10 protein-coding genes and 2 tRNA genes are annotated in these 16758 nt (G+C 65.9%); 5 read left to right on the top strand and 7 right to left on the bottom strand.

Annotated elements, in window-relative coordinates; translation table 11 throughout:
* Positions 1 to 28: 28 nt before the first annotated feature.
* Together purL and KHO22_RS15830 are read right to left on the bottom strand one after the other, a co-directional pair.
* Complete coding sequence (gene purL, locus KHO22_RS15835; protein WP_211948098.1) at positions 29 to 4075, bottom strand: phosphoribosylformylglycinamidine synthase; 4047 nt, start codon at positions 4073 to 4075, stop codon at positions 29 to 31.
* Between the two features lie 203 nt (positions 4076 to 4278).
* Complete coding sequence (locus tag KHO22_RS15830) at positions 4279 to 4884, bottom strand: winged helix DNA-binding protein (RefSeq protein WP_211948097.1); 606 nt, start codon at positions 4882 to 4884, stop codon at positions 4279 to 4281.
* A gap of 205 nt (positions 4885 to 5089) precedes the next feature.
* Here KHO22_RS15830 and KHO22_RS15825 point away from each other — a divergent pair, with 205 nt between their 5' ends.
* The 4 genes from KHO22_RS15825 (at position 5090) to pgi (ending at position 10162) form a co-directional block, all read left to right on the top strand.
* Positions 5090 to 6445, top strand: coding sequence for an amidase (locus KHO22_RS15825; RefSeq protein ID WP_211948096.1), 1356 nt, complete (start codon positions 5090 to 5092; stop codon positions 6443 to 6445).
* Positions 6446 to 6490: 45 nt separating this feature from the next.
* Positions 6491 to 6682, top strand: coding sequence for a hypothetical protein (locus KHO22_RS15820; protein WP_230426889.1), 192 nt, complete (start codon positions 6491 to 6493; stop codon positions 6680 to 6682).
* A 40-nt stretch (positions 6683 to 6722) separates the two neighbouring features.
* Complete coding sequence (locus KHO22_RS15815; protein WP_211948095.1) at positions 6723 to 8303, top strand: NAD(P)H-hydrate dehydratase; 1581 nt, start codon at positions 6723 to 6725, stop codon at positions 8301 to 8303.
* Positions 8304 to 8524: 221 nt separating this feature from the next.
* Positions 8525 to 10162 (top strand): glucose-6-phosphate isomerase, encoded by a 1638-nt coding sequence (gene pgi, locus KHO22_RS15810; protein ID WP_211948094.1) that lies wholly within the window; start codon positions 8525 to 8527, stop codon positions 10160 to 10162.
* Here pgi and KHO22_RS15805 read toward each other — a convergent pair.
* Positions 10159 to 10857 (bottom strand): ABC transporter ATP-binding protein, encoded by a 699-nt coding sequence (locus KHO22_RS15805; protein ID WP_211948093.1) that lies wholly within the window; start codon positions 10855 to 10857, stop codon positions 10159 to 10161. The two genes, pgi and KHO22_RS15805, sit on opposite strands and share 4 nt — an antisense overlap.
* Between KHO22_RS15805 and KHO22_RS15800 the strand changes: the two genes are divergently transcribed.
* The gene (locus KHO22_RS15800; RefSeq protein WP_230426888.1) at positions 10856 to 11512 is read left to right on the top strand and encodes an arylesterase; all 657 of its coding nucleotides are present in this window, start codon (positions 10856 to 10858) and stop codon (positions 11510 to 11512) included. The two genes, KHO22_RS15805 and KHO22_RS15800, sit on opposite strands and share 2 nt — an antisense overlap.
* A gap of 76 nt (positions 11513 to 11588) precedes the next feature.
* Here KHO22_RS15800 and KHO22_RS15795 read toward each other — a convergent pair whose 3' ends face one another.
* The 4 genes from KHO22_RS15795 to lon form a co-directional block, all read right to left on the bottom strand.
* Positions 11589 to 13538 carry a SurA N-terminal domain-containing protein gene (locus KHO22_RS15795; protein WP_211948091.1) on the bottom strand — a complete coding sequence of 650 codons (1950 nt, stop codon included), beginning with the start codon at positions 13536 to 13538 and terminating at the stop codon, positions 11589 to 11591.
* A 195-nt stretch (positions 13539 to 13733) separates the two neighbouring features.
* Positions 13734 to 13810: transfer RNA gene (locus KHO22_RS15790), tRNA-Asp, on the bottom strand.
* A gap of 42 nt (positions 13811 to 13852) precedes the next feature.
* Positions 13853 to 13928: transfer RNA gene (locus KHO22_RS15785), tRNA-Val, on the bottom strand.
* A gap of 243 nt (positions 13929 to 14171) precedes the next feature.
* Positions 14172 to 16583 carry an endopeptidase La gene (gene lon / locus KHO22_RS15780; protein ID WP_211948090.1) on the bottom strand — a complete coding sequence of 804 codons (2412 nt, stop codon included), beginning with the start codon at positions 16581 to 16583 and terminating at the stop codon, positions 14172 to 14174.
* Positions 16584 to 16758: the final 175 nt, after the last annotated feature.

Here is a 16758-nt window from a genome sequence, read left to right as displayed (position 1 = left end):
GCATGCGCCGCCCGGCGGAGTCCCTGCCTTACCCCACCCACTTGCGCGCGTTGCGGAACATCCGCATCCACGGGCTGGCCCCATCCGCCACCTGCTTCCAGGCGTCCGGCGCCCAGCTCATGGTCGCGGCACGGAACACGCGTTCCGGGTGCGGCATCAGCACGGTAAAGCGCCCATCGGTAGTCGTCACCGAGGTGATCCCATCCGGCGAGCCGTTCGGGTTCAACGGATAGGTCTGCGTCACCGCGCCGAGGTTGTCGACAAAGCGCAGCGCCACATTGGCCTGCCCGATCTCGCCCTGTTGCGAGAAATCGGCAAACCCTTCGCCGTGCGCGACGACGATGGGAATGCGGCTGCCTTCCATGCCGGTGAAGAAAATCGACGGCGACTGCTGCACTTCCACCGTGACGTAGCGCGCCTCGTACTGCTCCGACTGATTGCGCGTGAACTTCGGCCAGGCACCGGCGCCCGGGATGATCGGGGCCAGGTTGCTCATCATCTGGCAGCCGTTGCACACGCCCAGCGCGAAGGTGTCCTGGCGGTTGAAGAACGCCGCGAACTGCTCGGCCATCTGGGCATTGAACAGGATGGTCTTGGCCCAGCCTTCGCCCGCGCCCAGCACGTCGCCGTAGCTGAAGCCGCCGCACGCGACAAAGCCCTTGAAGTCAGCCAGGTTCGCGCGGCCCGCGATCAGGTCGCTCATGTGGACGTCGTGCGTATCGAAGCCCGCGCGGTCCATGCTGTAAGCCATCTCGATCTGCGAGTTGACGCCCTGCTCGCGCAGGATGGCCACGCGCGGACGGGCACCGGTCGCCACGAACGGCGCCGCGATGTCCTCGGCCGGATCGAAGGTCAGCACCGGGCTGATGCCGGGGTCGGCGGCGTCCAGCAGGCGATCGTATTCGCTGTCGGCGCAGGCCGGGTTGTCGCGCAGGCGCGCGATGCGCCAGCTGACCTCGCTCCAGTTGCGCTGCAGGTCGGTACGCGAAGCGCCGAACACCTTTTTGGCGTCGCGATAGATCTCGATCTGGTCGGTCGCGTTGGGCTTGCCGACCACGTGGCTGCACGCCGACAGGCCGGCTTCGCGCAGCACGGCGAATACCGTGTCGCGGTCTTGCAGGCGCACCTGCACTACAGCACCGAGTTCTTCCGAGAACAGCGCGCGCAGGGTCTGGTCATTGCGGCGCTCGGCGATCTGCTGGGCCCAGTTCTTGGCATCGCCATAGTCCTGTTCCTGCTGCGGATCCAGCGCCAGCATGTCGACGTTCAGCGAGATGCCGCAGTGGCCGGCAAACGCCATTTCCGCCAGCGTGGCGACAAAGCCGCCATCCGAGCGGTCGTGGTACGCGAGCAGCCTGCCCTCGGCGTTCAGGCGCTGGATCACATTGAAGAAGTTCTTCAGGTCTTCGGCGCTGTCGACGTCCGGCGCACTGTCGCCCACCTGCTGCGTGACCTGGGCCAGGATGCTGCCGCCCATGCGGTTCTTGCCACGGCTCAGGTCGATGCCGATCAGCACCGTGTCGCCCGCGTCGGTACGCAGTTGCGGCGTCAGCGTGCGGTTCACGTCGTCCACCGCGGCGAACGCCGAGATGATCAGCGACACGGGCGCCACCACTTCCTTGGCCACGCCATCGTCCTGCCACTTGGTGCGCATCGACAGGGAATCCTTGCCCACCGGGATGCTGATGCCGAGTGCCGGGCACAGCTCCATGCCGACGGCATGCACGGTGTCATACAGCCTGGCGTCTTCGCCTTCGACGCCGCAGGCGGCCATCCAGTTGGCGGACAGCTTGACCTTGCCCAGGTCCTTGACCGGCGCGGCGGCCAGGTTGGTCAGCGCTTCGCCGATCGCCATGCGGCCGGAAGCGGGGGCATTGATCACGGCCAGCGGGGTGCGCTCGCCCATGGTCATCGCCTCGCCGGCATTGCCCTTGTAGTCGAGCGTGGTCACGGCCACGTCGGCCACCGGCACCTGCCACGGCCCGACCATCTGGTCGCGCGCGTTCATGCCGCCCACGGTACGGTCGCCGATACTGATCAGGAACGACTTGTTGGCCACCGTCGGGTGACGCAGCACGTCGCGCACGGCCTGTTCCAGCGAGATGCCGGTGACGTCCACCGCCGGCAGCGACTGCTCGACGCGCTTCACGTCGCGGTGCATGCGCGGCGGCTTGCCCAGCAGTACGTCCATCGGCATGTCGACCGTGTAGTGCTCCTTGAGCGCGGCGTCGACATGCGAATCGACCAGCTGCAGCTGCTTTTCCTCGGTGGCTACGCCCACCACGGCGAACGGCGAACGCTCGCGCTCGCACATGGCCTGGAACCTGGCGAAATTGTCCGGCGCAATGGCCAGCACATAGCGCTCCTGCGATTCGTTGCACCAGATCTCGGCCGGCGACAGGCCGGACTCTTCCAGGTGCACTTTGCGCAGGTCAAAGCGCGCACCGCGGCCGGCGCCGTCCACCACTTCGGGGAACGCATTGGAAATGCCGCCCGCGCCAACGTCGTGGATCGACAGGATCGGGTTCTCGTCGCCGAGCTGCCAGCAGGCGTTGATCACTTCCTGCGCACGGCGCTCCATTTCGGGGTTGCCGCGCTGGACCGAATCGAAATCCAGGTCGGCGGTGTTGGTGCCGGTCGCCATCGAGCTGGCGGCGCCGCCGCCCATGCCGATGCGCATGCCCGGACCGCCGAGCTGGATCAGCAGCGTGCCGGCCGGCAGGTCGTTCTTGTGCGTGTGGTTGGCGTCGATATTGCCGATGCCGCCCGCGATCATGATGGGCTTGTGGTAGCCGCGCACGGTGCCGCCCACGTTCTGCTCGTAGACGCGGAAATAGCCGCCCAGGTTGGCCCGGCCGAATTCGTTGTTGAACGCGGCGCCGCCGAGCGGGCCTTCGATCATGATCTGCAGCGGCGAGGCGATGCGGTCCGGCTTGCCGGTCACGCCGGCCTTGTCGTCGGGATTGCGGTGCGCCGTCGGCTGGGCCGCGTCGCGGTCGTTCTCCCAGGACTCCACGGCCTCGGGCAGCATCAGGTTCGAGACGGTAAAGCCGGTCAGGCCCGCCTTGGGCTTGGCGCCGCGGCCGGTCGCGCCCTCGTCGCGGATTTCACCGCCGGCGCCCGTGGAGGCCCCCGGGAACGGCGAGATCGCGGTCGGGTGGTTGTGCGTCTCGACCTTCATCAGCGTATGGGTCAGCGCCTCGTGGCGGCCATACTGATGGTCTTCGCCGCGCGGGAACCAGCGCTCGGCCATGCCGCCTTCCATCACGGCGGAGTTGTCCGAATAGGCGACGATCGAGCCCTGCGGATTGAGCTGGTGCGTGTTGCGGATCATCGCAAACAGCGATTTGTCCTGCTGCACGCCGTCGATGGTCCAGGTGGCGTTGAAGATCTTGTGGCGGCAGTGCTCGCTGTTGGCCTGCGCGAACATCATCAGCTCGACGTCGGTCGGATTGCGCTCCAGCCGGGCGTAAGCGTCGATCAGATAGTCGATCTCGTCTTCCGACAGGGCCAGGCCCATGGCCACGTTGGCCTCGGCCAGCGCGCCGCGGCCGGCGGAAATGTCGATAAAGCGCAGCGGCTTGGCCGGCAGTTCCTGGAACAGTCCGGCGGCGTCCTCACGCGTGGCGATCACCGTTTCGGTCATGCGGTCGAACAGGTGCGCGGCCACGGCCGCACGCGTGTCGGCATCCAGCGCCTTGCGCCCGCGCAGCAGGCCCTTCTTGCAGATCACGGTGATCTCGATGCCGCGCTCGATGCGATGCACATGCGTCAGCCCGCAGTTGTGGGCGATGTCGGTGGCCTTGCTGGCCCACGGCGAAATCGTGCCGAAACGCGGGATCACGACAAAGCGGTCACCCTCCGGCTGCTCGGCAAACGGGGCGCCGTAGGTCAGCAATGCGGCAATGCGGCTCTGGTCTTCGGTGGACAGCGGCGTGTCCGAGTCAACGAAATGCAGGAACTGGCCGTGCACCGATTCGATATCGGAGTCGATCTGCCGCAGGGCGGTGAGCAGGCGTTGCTGGCGGAAGGCGGAAAGCGCCAAAGCGCCGGGGAAGCATGAAAAATGCGCCATGATCGTAGCGGTCGGGAGGCGAAGGAGGAGGTAGGGGCTGCTGCTTGCCGGCACCGCTGCATGGGATGCCGGCCGGCGGGAAACCGCTATTGTACCTTGCCGGCACCCGGATTTTGCACTGCGCCATCACCGCCGCCCCGTGTTACGTCTCACCGTGATAATGCCTATGCATCACTTTTACCAACGCGACCCGCTTCCCACACTCAAAGTGACGTGGCCGAGCGCGCAGCCTGTTCGTAGAGCCCCGTCAGCACGCGCATCAATCGCGCGAGCTCGCCGATCTCCGCGTTTTCCTCGCTGCCCTCGGTGAAGTTGCTGGTCAGGCATTGTTCGCGGATTTCGCGGTAGCGCGCGCAGGCCTCGCCACCTGCCGGGGTGGTCGAATAAGTGGCCTCTTTGCCGACACGCTCGCCCGTCACCAGGCCCAGGCCCTGCAGCTTCTTCAGCGCGTAGGTCACCAGGTGGGTGTCCTCCACGTTCAGCACGAAGCAGATGTCGGCGAGCCGCTTGGCGCGGCCGCGGTGGTTGACATGGTGCAGCACCAGCACGTCCAGGAAGGTCAGGTCGCGCACGCCGGCCGCACCCATGCAGCGCACCACCCAGCGGCTGTAGGCGTTGTACGCGGTGTTCAGCCCGAACTCGAACTCGGACAGCTCCGGGCTGCGCGCCGACACCAGGTGCGACGAGGACACGATGTTGGTGCCCGACGCGCGCGACAGCGAGGTGGCCGGCTTGACGGAGGCGTTGTCCGGCGCGGGAATGAGGTCCGCTTCGGCGGCCGGACCGGACGCGGCGGGCTTGCGTGCCATGGGGAATGCTCCTTGCAACCTTGGACGGGAGCCGCCGGGCCATGCCCACGGTGACGCCCCCGCCAATTTTTGGCTTGACAGTTTATCGGCAAATTATGAGCATGAGTGCCTGACAAGAACAGGCAGGGCTCGAACGGCTGCGCGCCTGGAGCCAGCGCGCCGGCCACTTCCGAGCCCTCGCGCCCTGCCCGCCTCCACGCCACCGATGCTTCCAGACCTCAACACACTGAACACCCGCCTGCGCGAAGGCGCCACGAGCCGCGCCGACCTGGTCGCGACGGCTGCCGCGGCGGCGGCCGGCGAACGCGCGCAGGCCGTGTTTTTGCACAGCACCTTCGACAGCGCTGCCCAGACCGCCCGCGCGGCCGATGCCGCGTGCCGCGCCGGCAAGCCCCTGCACCCGCTCGCCGGCCTGCCGGTCTCGGTGAAGGATCTCTTCGATGTGGCCGGCGAGGTGACGCGCGCGGCGTCGGCGGTACGCCACGACGCGGCGCCAGCCAGCGCCGATGCCGCCGTGGTCGCCCGCCTGCGCCAGGCCGGCGCGGCCATTGTCGGCCGCACCAACATGACCGAGTTCGCGTTCTCGGGCGTGGGCATCAACCCCCATTTCGGCACACCGGTGAACCCGGCGAGCGAGGATGGCATCGCCCGCATCCCCGGTGGATCTTCGTCCGGCGCGGCGGTCTCGGTTGCACTGGGGCTCGCAGTAGCGGCGCTCGGCAGCGATACCGGCGGATCGATCCGTATCCCGGCGGCCCTGTGCGGCCTGACCGGTTTCAAGCCGACCACGCGCCGCGTACCGCTCAGCGGAGCTTTTCCGCTGTCCTACACGCTCGACACCGCGTGTGCCATGGCCCGCACGGTCAACGACTGCCTGCTGGTCGACAGCGTGATTGCCGACAGCGCGCTGATACCGAGCGCCCCGGCTCCGGCGGCGATCCGCCTGGCCATCCCGCGCCAGGTGCTGCTGGACGACCTCGATCCCGTGGTCGCGCGAGCCTTCGACCGCGCGCTGGGACGGCTGTCCGCCGCAGGCGTGCAGCTGGAGCACACGGACTTGCCCGAGCTGGCCGAACTCCCGGACCTGAACGCCATGGGCGGCTTCAGCTCGGCCGAGGCCTACGCCATCCATCGCCAGATGCTCGCGACCCGGCGCGAGCTTTACGACCCGCGTGTGGCGATGCGCATCGACCGCGGCGCGGCCATGAGCGCGGCCGACTATGTCGACCTGGCCCGTGCGCGCATTGACTGGATCGCGCGGGTCGAAGCCCGCCTCGCCCGCTTCGACGCCGTGATCTGCCCGACCGTGCCGATGGTGGCTCCCGCCATCGAGCCGCTGCGCAGCGACGACGACCTGTTCTTCCGCACCAACGCGCTGCTGCTGCGCAATACCTCGGCCTTCAACTTCCTTGATGGCTGCTCGATTTCGCTGCCCTGCCATGCCCCCGACGAACTGCCGGTGGGCCTGATGTTGTCCCATGGGCCGATGCGCGACGCGCATCTGCTCGGCACGGCCCTTGCGTTGGAAAGCATCGTGCAACCCGGCCTGCGCGACGAATAAGCCTGCCGCCGCGCCGCTGATCTTGCGCCTGCGGTGTCGCAGAGCATGACGGGCAAGGACAGCAACGATATTGCCCGGGTATCGTTGCCCTTCTTCATGTCGATGGTCGTGGCGATCGGTGCATCGTCACGATCCGGCCGGGGCCTGGTGACGTGGCTGCCCGGCGTCGTCATGCAGAAGGAACTCGGACAGGGAGGACTGGGCAATGGCACGAGGTTGCGGCAAGATTGCCGCTGACCAGATCGCCTCGGCCCCGGCTGAACCCGCATGAACCTGCATGAAACCAATGCAACCTTGCTCCTCCATCCCGGCCGAAGGCTGGACCGCGCTGACCGTTGATTCGGAACAGGCCATCCCGCTTTACGATGTCGACACCATCCGCCGCATCGAGACAGACGCGTTCGCGCGCCTGCCGTCGTTTGAACTGATGTCTCGCGCCGGCGGCGCCGCCGCGGGCTGGCTGGCGCAGCACGTGCCGCAAGGATTGCTGCTGTTCCTGGCCGGTCCCGGCAACAACGGCGGCGACGCATTGGTCGCCGCGACGCGCCTGCACCAGACGGGACGCGCAGTGCTGGTCTGGCTCGCCGCAGATCCCGCACGCATGCCAGCCGACGCCACGCGCGCATGGCAGGACGCCAGCGCCGCGGGCGTGCCCATGCAGACCGTGCCGGCAATGGCCGCGTGGCCCGAGGGGATGACGGCCATTGTCGATGGCCTGCTCGGCATCGGCCTGAACCGCCCCGCGGGCGGCACGATCGCCGCGTGGATCGAGCGCCTTGCGCAAGCGCCGGCTCCGATATTCGCGCTCGATATTCCAAGTGGCCTGTTTGCGGATACCGGTGCCGGTGCCCCCGCTGTACGCGCGTGCCGCACGCTCACGTTCCTCGGCGCCAAGCCGGGCCTGCTCACGCTCGACGGGCGAGATTGCGCCGGCAACGTCGACATCGCACCGCTCGGGCTGGACTATCCCCCGGCGCATACGCCCCGTGCGTGGGTGAACGGACCTTCGCTGTTCCGGCACGCGCTGCCGGCACGTCGCCACGCCGCCAACAAGGGCACATTCGGCTCGCTTGCGATCATCGGCGGCAACACCGGCATGACCGGCGCCCCCTTGCTTGGCGCGCGTGCGGCGCAGTGCCTTGGCGCCGGCAAAGTCCACATCGGCTTCCTTGCGCCCTCCGCGCCTGCCATCGATCCGCTTCACCCCGAGCTGATGCTGCATCCGCTGTCGGACCTTGCCCCCGGCGCGATGTCGGCCCTGGTCATCGGGCCAGGAATGGGGACCGATCCCGGCGCACGCAAGGCTCTCGCGCAATGGCTGGAGGATGCCGGCCGTTGCGCATCGCCGCCAGCGCTGGCCCTCGATGCGGACGCACTCAATCTGCTGGCCGCCGATGCCGGCCTCGCGGCCACGCTGTCGGCCTCGGGACTGCCCCGCATCATGACGCCGCATCCGCTAGAAGCGGCACGTCTGCTCGGCAGCACCGTGGCCGCGGTGCAGGGCGACCGCCTGGCCTCCGCCGATGCGCTGGCCGCACAGTGGCAGGCCGTCGTCGTACTCAAGGGCTCGGGAACCGTGATCGCCGCGCCCGGCACGCCGGCCTGCGCGATCAACCCGACCGGCAACGCGGCGCTCGCGAGCGCCGGGACCGGCGACGTTCTGGCCGGCATGGCAGGCGCCCTGCTTGCCCAGGACATGCCGCCGCTGCAGGCAGCACAGGCGGCCGTATGGATCCATGGCCGCGCGGCCGACTTGCTGGTCGCCAATGGGGCCGGGCCGGCCGGACTCACCGCCAGCGAACTCTGTCTCCCTGCCCGTTCGATCCTGAATGCGCTATTGCGTGCCGAAGCGGGATAGCGCAACACGGTTGCACCGGTGCTTCAACGGACACAATGGCACCGTTATCATCGCCACAATCGGACAAAGGCCGACAGGCCGGTGGCAACGAGATGCGCTACGGTTTCATCTCGTAACGATAACGCCCCCGACAAAGCGTGATCGACGCAAGACACGCTTTATACTTGCAAAGCCTGGAGATTTCCGGGCAGCAAAGCTCCCGCAACGAATCTGTACCTCGCATGCCCACCAATCTTCACGCCTGGAACGCCCTGCTGCAGCATCACGACGCCATTCGCGATCACCAGATGCGGGACTGGTTTGCAGAAGGCGGCGAGGATCGCGTCAGGCAGTTTTCGCTGGAAGCCGCCGGCCTGTACCTGGACTACTCCAAGAACCGGATCACGCCGCAGACCATGCAGTTGCTGCTGCAGCTTGCCGATGAAGCCGGTGTCCCGGCTCGCCGCGATGCCATGTTCGCCGGTGAGCATATCAACGCCACCGAGGATCGTGCCGCTTTGCATGTTGCGCTTCGCGCTACTGCCGGTGCCGGCTTCAAGGTTGACGGCGTCCCGGTGGTTCCTGCAATTCAGGCTGTGCTGGTTCGCATGCGCGCATTCTCCGAAGCGGTACGCAGCGGCGCGTGGACCGGCATGACCGGCGAGCGCATCACCGATGTCGTGAATATCGGCATCGGTGGCTCCGACCTCGGTCCGAAGATGGTGTGCCGCGCGCTGTCGCACCTGGCGCACGACGACGGCCACGCGGGGCCGCGCATGCATTTCGTATCGAACGTCGACGGTACCGAGCTGGCCGAAGCGCTTGAGCGCCTGGATCCGCGGCGCACGCTGATGATCGTCTGCTCGAAGACCTTTACCACGCTGGAAACCATGGCCAATGCGCACAGCGCGCGGCAATGGTTCCTGGCCAATGGCGTGGCCGAGGACCAGTTGGCCCGGCACTTCGTCGCAGTTTCGACGAACCTGGAGGCCGTACGCGCGTTCGGCATCGACCCGGCCAATATGTTCGAGTTCTGGGACTGGATCGGCGGCCGCTTCTCGCTGTGGTCCTCGGTGGGCCTGTCGATCGCCCTGGCGGTCGGCTTCAATGCCTTTGCCGACCTGCTGGCGGGTGGCCGCGCCATGGACGAGCACTTCCGCACCGCGCCGCTTGAACGCAACATGCCTGTCGTGCTGGGCATGCTCGGCATCTGGTACCGCAACTTCTTCAACCTGCCGACCAGTTGCATGGCGCCCTACTCCACGTCGCTGGAGCTGTTCCCGGCGTTCCTGCAGCAACTGGAGATGGAAAGCAACGGCAAGTCCGTGCAGCTCAACGGGCGGCGCGTGCGCACGCATACCTCGCCGGTGGTGTGGGGTACCGCGGGCACCAATGGCCAGCATGCGTACTTCCAGATGATCCACCAGGGATCGCAGATCGTGCCGGTGGATTTCGTTGCGCCGCTGGTGCCTCCGCGCGAACTGCCCGGCCACCATGCCAAGCTGCTGGCAAACTGCTTCGCGCAGGCCGAGGCGCTGATGCGCGGCCGCTCCGCGGAGGAGCTGCGTGCGGCCGGCATGACCGACGAACTGCGCATCGCCCATATGGTGTTCGAGGGCAACCGCCCCAGCAATACGCTCTTGATGGAAGACCTGACGCCGCATGTACTGGGCGCCCTGATCGCGCTCTACGAGCACAGGACCTTCGTGCAGGGTGTGGTCTGGAACATCAATTCCTTCGACCAATGGGGCGTGGAACTCGGCAAGATCCTGGCTCGCCCGATCGAAGCGGAACTGGACGGTGCCGAAGCCAGCCCGCACGACGCGTCCACGGCAGCCCTCATTGCCAGGGCCCGTGGCGTGCTGGCGCGTGGGGGCTAGACCTCGGTCGCCATCCACTCGTCGCTGGCCACGCGGCCAGCATCGATCGTCAGTATGCGGTTGCAGCGCGCCGCCACCGACCGGTCATGGGTAACCAGCACCAGGGTCGAGCCAGCGTCGTGGTTGAGCTCGAACATCAGCGCAATCACGGCCTCGCCAGTGGAGGTATCGAGGCTGCCCGTGGGTTCGTCGGCAAACAGGATGTCGGGACGCGTGACGAACGCGCGGGCAAGCGCCACACGCTGCTGTTCACCGCCGGAGAGTGTGCGCGGATAGTGGTTCAGCCGCGCGCCCAGACCGACGCGCTGAAGCATATCGATGGCCCGCTCCCTGATCCGCTCCGCTTCACCGCGCAGCTCGAGCGGCAACATGACATTTTCCAGCGCGGTCAGGTGCCCCACGAGCTGGAACGACTGGAACACGAACCCCACATGCCTGCCCCGCAGCGCTGCACGCTGATCCTCGTTCAGGGCGAACAGGTCCTGGCCCATGAGCCGTACCGCGCCGCTGGTAGGCAGATCCAGTCCGGCCAGCAAGCCGAGCAGCGTGGACTTGCCCGAGCCCGATGCCCCCACGATGGCGAGCGTTTCGCCGCTCGTGACGGAAAACGTGACGTCGTGCAGAATCGTCAGCGAACCGGTCGCATCGGCAACGGTCTTGCCCAATGACTCGACGTCGAGGATGGAAGAGGACATGAAGAGTTGGATCCGAAGCAGTTGGCACAAGGCGGCACTGGCCGCCTGCATGGCCTTCATGGTGTCCGCGGCAGACGCCGCCGCCAAGGCAGCGCCTGCCGTACTGGTGCTTGGCGACAGCCTCTCGGCTGAATACGGCATCGCGCGCGGCACCGGCTGGGTCAGCCTGCTGCAGCAGCGCTTGCAGAAAGAGCGCCTCGATTATAGCGTCGTCAACGCGAGCATCAGCGGTGAGACCACGATTGGCGGCAAGACGCGCCTGCCTGACCTGCTGGCGCGGCATCGTCCCGCCGTGGTGATCGTGGAACTGGGCGCCAATGACGCCTTGCGCGGCCTTTCTCTGCAGGTGACTGAATCCAACCTGCGCACGATCGTTGGCGGCGCGCAGAAAGCCGGCGCCAGCGTGCTGCTGGTCGGCATGCGCATCCCGCCGAACTACGGCCAGGACTACACCGAGAAATTCTTCGCGCTCTATCCGCGGCTGGCCCGGGAATTCAAGGCGCCGCTCGTGCCCTTCTTCCTCGACAAGGTCATCTCGCGCCAGGACTGGTTCCAGCCAGACCGGATCCATCCGACGGCAGACGCGCAGCCCGCCCTGCTCGATACCGTGTGGCCCCAGCTCAAGCCCCTGCTCAAGGCCGGCGGAAAAGGCTGAGCGCACTGCACACTCTGGCCGAGAAAAAAAAAGACCCCTGCGAGTTTCGCAGGGGTCTTTGTCATTGGCGCGGGCCTTACTGCGCCGCCGCTTCGCTGCCGGCCGCCGTATCGGCCGGCGTGACTGGCTTGAGGATCTTGACCTTCGAGCGAGCCTTCAGGCTCTCGTAGTAGGCTCCGATCTCCGTCTGGCCAGCCAGTTGCGCAAGCTGCTGCGCCTCGGCCTGGCGCTGGCCTTCGTTGGCCTGTTGCGGCTGGGTGATCTTGGTAATGCGGTACACCGCGTAGCCGTTCGCGCCCAGGTCCACGCCGACCACGGCGGGCAGCTTCGTGGCATCCGCGCGCATGATGGCCTCGACCGCCTTCGGCTCCATGCCTTCGGCCTTGGCGCGCGACACCATGGTCACACCGCCGAAGCCCTGCGCGTTGTCGCTCTTCTTCAGCGCTTCCAGGCGTGCCTCGCCATCCTTGCGGGCCAGTTCCGCCGCCTGCTGGGCAACGTAGCCTTCGCGTACCTTGCCCTCGACTTCCTCGAACTTGCGCACGGTCGCCGGACGGTAATCCACGATGCGGGCCGCGATCAGCGTGGTCGGGCCGATCTGGACAGCCTCGGTGTTGCGCTTGCTCTTGATGGCATCATCGCTGAACAGCGCCTTGAGCACCTTGTCGTTGTTGAGCGGGCTGTTCTGGCCCAGCGCCGGGTTCGGCTGGCGGGTCACGCCATCCGCGGTCTGGATCGTCAGCTTGAACTTGTCGGCAGCCGGCTTCAGGCTGTCAGACTGCTCGTACACCATATTGCCGAACGCATCGGCATCTTCCGCGTACTTCTTGGCGGCAAGCTGCTTGCGCAACTCGACCTCGAGCTCGGGCCGCACGGCCTCGAGCGGCCTGGTTTCCGCCGGCTTGAGGCCGGTCAGCTTGATGATGTGATAGCCATAGTCGGTTTCCACCACGTCGCTGATCTGGCCTTCCTTGAGCGCGTACATGGCATCCTCGAACGGCTTGACCAATGCGCCATGGCCCATGAAGCCAAGGTCACCGCCCTTTTCCGCCGAACCCGGATCCTGCGACTGCTTGCGCGCCACATCGGCGAACGTGTCGGGGTGCTTGCGCAGGTCCTCCAGAAGCTTGGCGGCCTTGTCCTTCGCTGCCTGCCGCTGCGCCGCCGGCGCATCCTTGGGCGCCGCGATCAGGATATGGCTCGCACGGCGCTGCTCATCCGTGCGGAAGCGCGCGATGTTGCTGTCGTAGTAGGACTTCAGTTCCTCCGGCGTGACAGCCTGCGTCGCCGCCAGCGCATCGCCCGACAGCACGACGTATTCCACCTTGGCCTGCTCGGGCACCGAGAACGCCGACTGGTGGCTCTCGTAATATGCCTTGAGCGCTGCCGCATCCGGCTGCACCTTGGCCGTGTAGTCGGCCGGCTTGAACAGCAGCGACTGCACGTCGCGCTGCTGGTCGCGCACGGCGATCAGGCGATCCAGCAACGACTTGGGTACGAACGCCGTGCCGGCGATCGAGGTGCCCAGCTGCTGCGTGGCCAGGTCAAAGCGCATGCGCGCATCGAACTGCTCGGGCGTCATGCCCTGCGCCGCCAGCAGTTGCAGATAGGCCTTGTCGTCGATCGAGCCGTCCTGCTTGCGCGGCAATTGCGCAATGGCCGGGATGCTGTTGATGGCCTCGAACAAACGCGCATTCGAAACCGTCAGGTGCTCGCGCGCCACCTCGTTGGCCACCACGCGTTGCAGGATCAGCTGGTCCATCACGTTCTTGCGCAGCGCCGGGCCTTCGAACTGGCGCGGATCGTAGCTGGCCCCCAGCATCTGGCGCATGCGTTCGCTCTGTTCACGCACCACGTTGTCCAGTTCCTGCACCGTGATCGCGCGGCCGTCGACCTTCGCGACATCGTGCGAGCTGTCCATGAAGCGCGAATAGCTCTCCACGCCGAAAAACACGAACGAAGGAAAGACAAGCACCAGCAGCAGCAAAAGCATCAGGCGCCGGTTGTTGCGTACGAAATCAAGCATGCGGACTCAGGTAAGAGGGTTGGCACGAACGTCAAACCCCGCGATTCTAGCAGGAGCCGGGCGCCACACCGCCATTTGCCGCCGGGGCAGCGGACACAGATGCCAGCGCTCGATCCCGCCCCTTGCCATGGCCGGCGCCACTGACGCAAAAAACAAAAATGCCCGCGCAGGCGGGCATTTTTGCATTGCATGATCTGGCGGAGTGGACGGGACTCGAACCCGCGACCCCCGGCGTGACAGGCCGGTATTCTAACCGACTGAACTACCACTCCTATGTCGGTTCCCGCAACGGCCGGATATGCGCGATGGTGAAGTGGTGGGTGCTGAGGGGCTCGAACCCCCGACCTACGCCTTGTAAGGGCGCCGCTCTACCAACTGAGCTAAGCACCCACTAGACCATCGCAGGCTGGGCCGCCCGCAGGTATCTCGCTTCGCACGACTCGACAGTTACTGCCTGGATGCCGCTGTTTGCGTTGCGAGGCCGCGATTGTAATACGAGAGTTTTCGATTTGCCAAGCACTGACCGCAATAATCTTTTCGAAGGCCTAAGACACGGATGCGGCCTGCGCGCAGCAAAGAAAAACGCCGCGGATGTGACTCCGCGGCGCTTTGTCCTGCTGTGCAGTAAGCGGATCAGTGGTGGATCATCTCGACCTTGGCCGTGGCCTTGTCCGACACCTCGGCGGGCTTGGCGTCTTCCTCGGGCAGCGGCTCGGGCTTGCGCTCGAGTGCCAGCTCCAGCACCTTGTCGATCCAGCGGACCGGCACGATCTCGATGGCGTTCTTCACGTTGTCGGGAATCTCGGCGAGATCCTTGACGTTTTCCTCCGGGATCAGCACCAGCTTGATACCGCCACGGTGGGCAGCCAGCAGCTTTTCCTTGAGGCCACCAATCGGCAGCACTTCACCACGCAGCGTGATCTCGCCGGTCATTGCCACATCCGCACGCACCGGAATGCCAGTCAGCACCGACACCAGCGCGGTCGTCATGGCGCCGCCGGCCGACGGGCCGTCCTTGGGCGTGGCACCTTCGGGCACGTGGATGTGGATGTCGCGCTTCTCGAACATCTCATCCGCGATACCCAGGCGACGTGCCCGCGAACGCACCACGGAACGCGCGGCCTCGACCGACTCCTTCATCACATCGCCCAGCGAACCGGTGCGGGTGATGTTGCCCTTGCCCGGCATGATCGCGGCTTCGATGGTCAGCAGATCGCCGCCCACTTCGGTCCACGCCAGACCGGTCACCTGACCGACCTGGTTTTCCTTGCCGGCCAGGCCGAAGTCGTACTTGCGCACGCCCAGGAACTTGTCGAGGTTGTCCGAATCGACCTTGATCGTGCCCGACTCCTTCTTCAGCAGCAGGAGCTTGACCGCCTTGCGGGCGATCTTGGACACCTCGCGCTCGAGCGAACGGACGCCGGCTTCGCGCGTGTAGTAACGGATGATGTCGCGAATCGCGGCATCGGTCACCTCGATCTCGCCAACCTTCAGACCATTGTTCTTGATCTGCTTGGGCAGCAGGTAACGCGTGGCGATGTTGAGCTTTTCTTCCTCCGTGTAACCCGACAGGCGGATCACTTCCATACGGTCGAGCAGCGGCGGCGGAATGTTCAGCGAGTTCGACGTCGCCACGAACATCACGTCGGACAGATCGAAGTCGACCTCGATGTAGTGGTCCTGGAACGTGTGGTTCTGTTCCGGGTCCAGCACTTCGAGCAGCGCCGACGACGGATCGCCGCGGAAATCCATGCCCATCTTGTCGATTTCGTCAAGCAGGAAGAGCGGATTGCGCACACCGACCTTCGACAGGCTCTGCAGGATCTTGCCCGGCATCGAACCAATGTAGGTACGGCGGTGGCCGCGGATCTCGGCCTCGTCACGCACGCCACCGAGCGCCATGCGCACGAACTTGCGGTTCGTGGCGCGCGCCACCGACTGGCCGAGCGAGGTCTTGCCCACGCCGGGAGGCCCGACCAGGCACAGGATCGGCGCCTTGACCTTGTCCACGCGCTGTTGCACGGCAAGGTACTCAAGGATGCGTTCCTTGACCTTCTCGAGACCGTAGTGGTCTTCATCGAGCACGCGTTCGGCGTTGGCCAGGTCGTTGTTGACCTTGCTCTTCTTGCGCCACGGCAGGTTCACCAGCGTGTCGATGTAGTTGCGCACGACGGTGGCTTCCGCCGACATCGGCGACATCAGCTTGAGCTTCTTGAATTCGGCGTCGGCCTTCTTCTTGGCTTCCTTCGGCATGCGCGCAGCCTTGATGCGCTTGTCGAGCTCTTCCAGGTCGGCGCCTTCCTCGCCCTCGCCCAGTTCCTTCTGGATAGCCTTGACCTGCTCGTTCAGGTAGTACTCGCGCTGGCTCTTCTCCATCTGGCGCTTGACGCGGCCGCGGATGCGCTTTTCCACCTGCAGGATGTCGATCTCGCCCTCGAGCTGCGACAGCAGGCTTTCCAGGCGCTCGGTCACATTGACCATCTCCAGGATCTTCTGCTTCTGCTCGAGCTTGATCGGCAGGTGCGCGGCGATCGTGTCGGCCAGGCGCCCTGCCTCGTCGATGCCCGACAGCGAGGTCAGGATCTCCGGCGGGATCTTCTTGTTGAGCTTCACGTACTGGTCGAACTGCGACACGATCGCGCGGCGCAGGGCCTCGGTCTCGGCGCTTTCGACCGCCGCGGGCGGCACGGGGACGGCTTCGCACATGAAGTGCGACTCGTCTTCGCTGACCTCGCGGATGTTTGCGCGCTGCGTGCCTTCGACCAGCACCTTCACGGTGCCGTCCGGCAGCTTCAGCATTTGCAGGATATTGGCGATGCAGCCGACCTCGTACAGGTCGTCGGCGGTCGGTTCGTCCTTGGCGGCGGTCTTCTGCGCCACGAGCATGATGCTCTTGCCCGACTCCATCGCAGTCTCAAGCGCCTTGATGGACTTCGGGCGTCCCACGAACAACGGGATCACCATGTGCGGAAACACCACCACGTCGCGCAGCGGCAACAATGGGAGGCGAATCGGCTCGGCCGGGAGGAGTTGTGTTCCGGACATCATTTTCCCCAAGTCAGTCATTTAAGGCGTAAATTGGGCCGCCCAAATCGATTACAAGATACCGTGACGAAACCGATTCGGATTGACAGGCTGATGCCGCATCCTGCACTTGCAGGCCCATCTGGAACAGCATACCCGCGTTTCCTCCTCTTCGTCGGTTGAAATAAACAAAAAA

The sequence above is a fragment of the Cupriavidus yeoncheonensis genome (assembly GCF_905397275.1).
GTDB classification, from domain to species: domain Bacteria; phylum Pseudomonadota; class Gammaproteobacteria; order Burkholderiales; family Burkholderiaceae; genus Cupriavidus; species Cupriavidus yeoncheonensis.
Note: the sequence above shows the minus strand (reverse complement) of the source record. Positions and strands in the feature narration are given on the sequence as shown.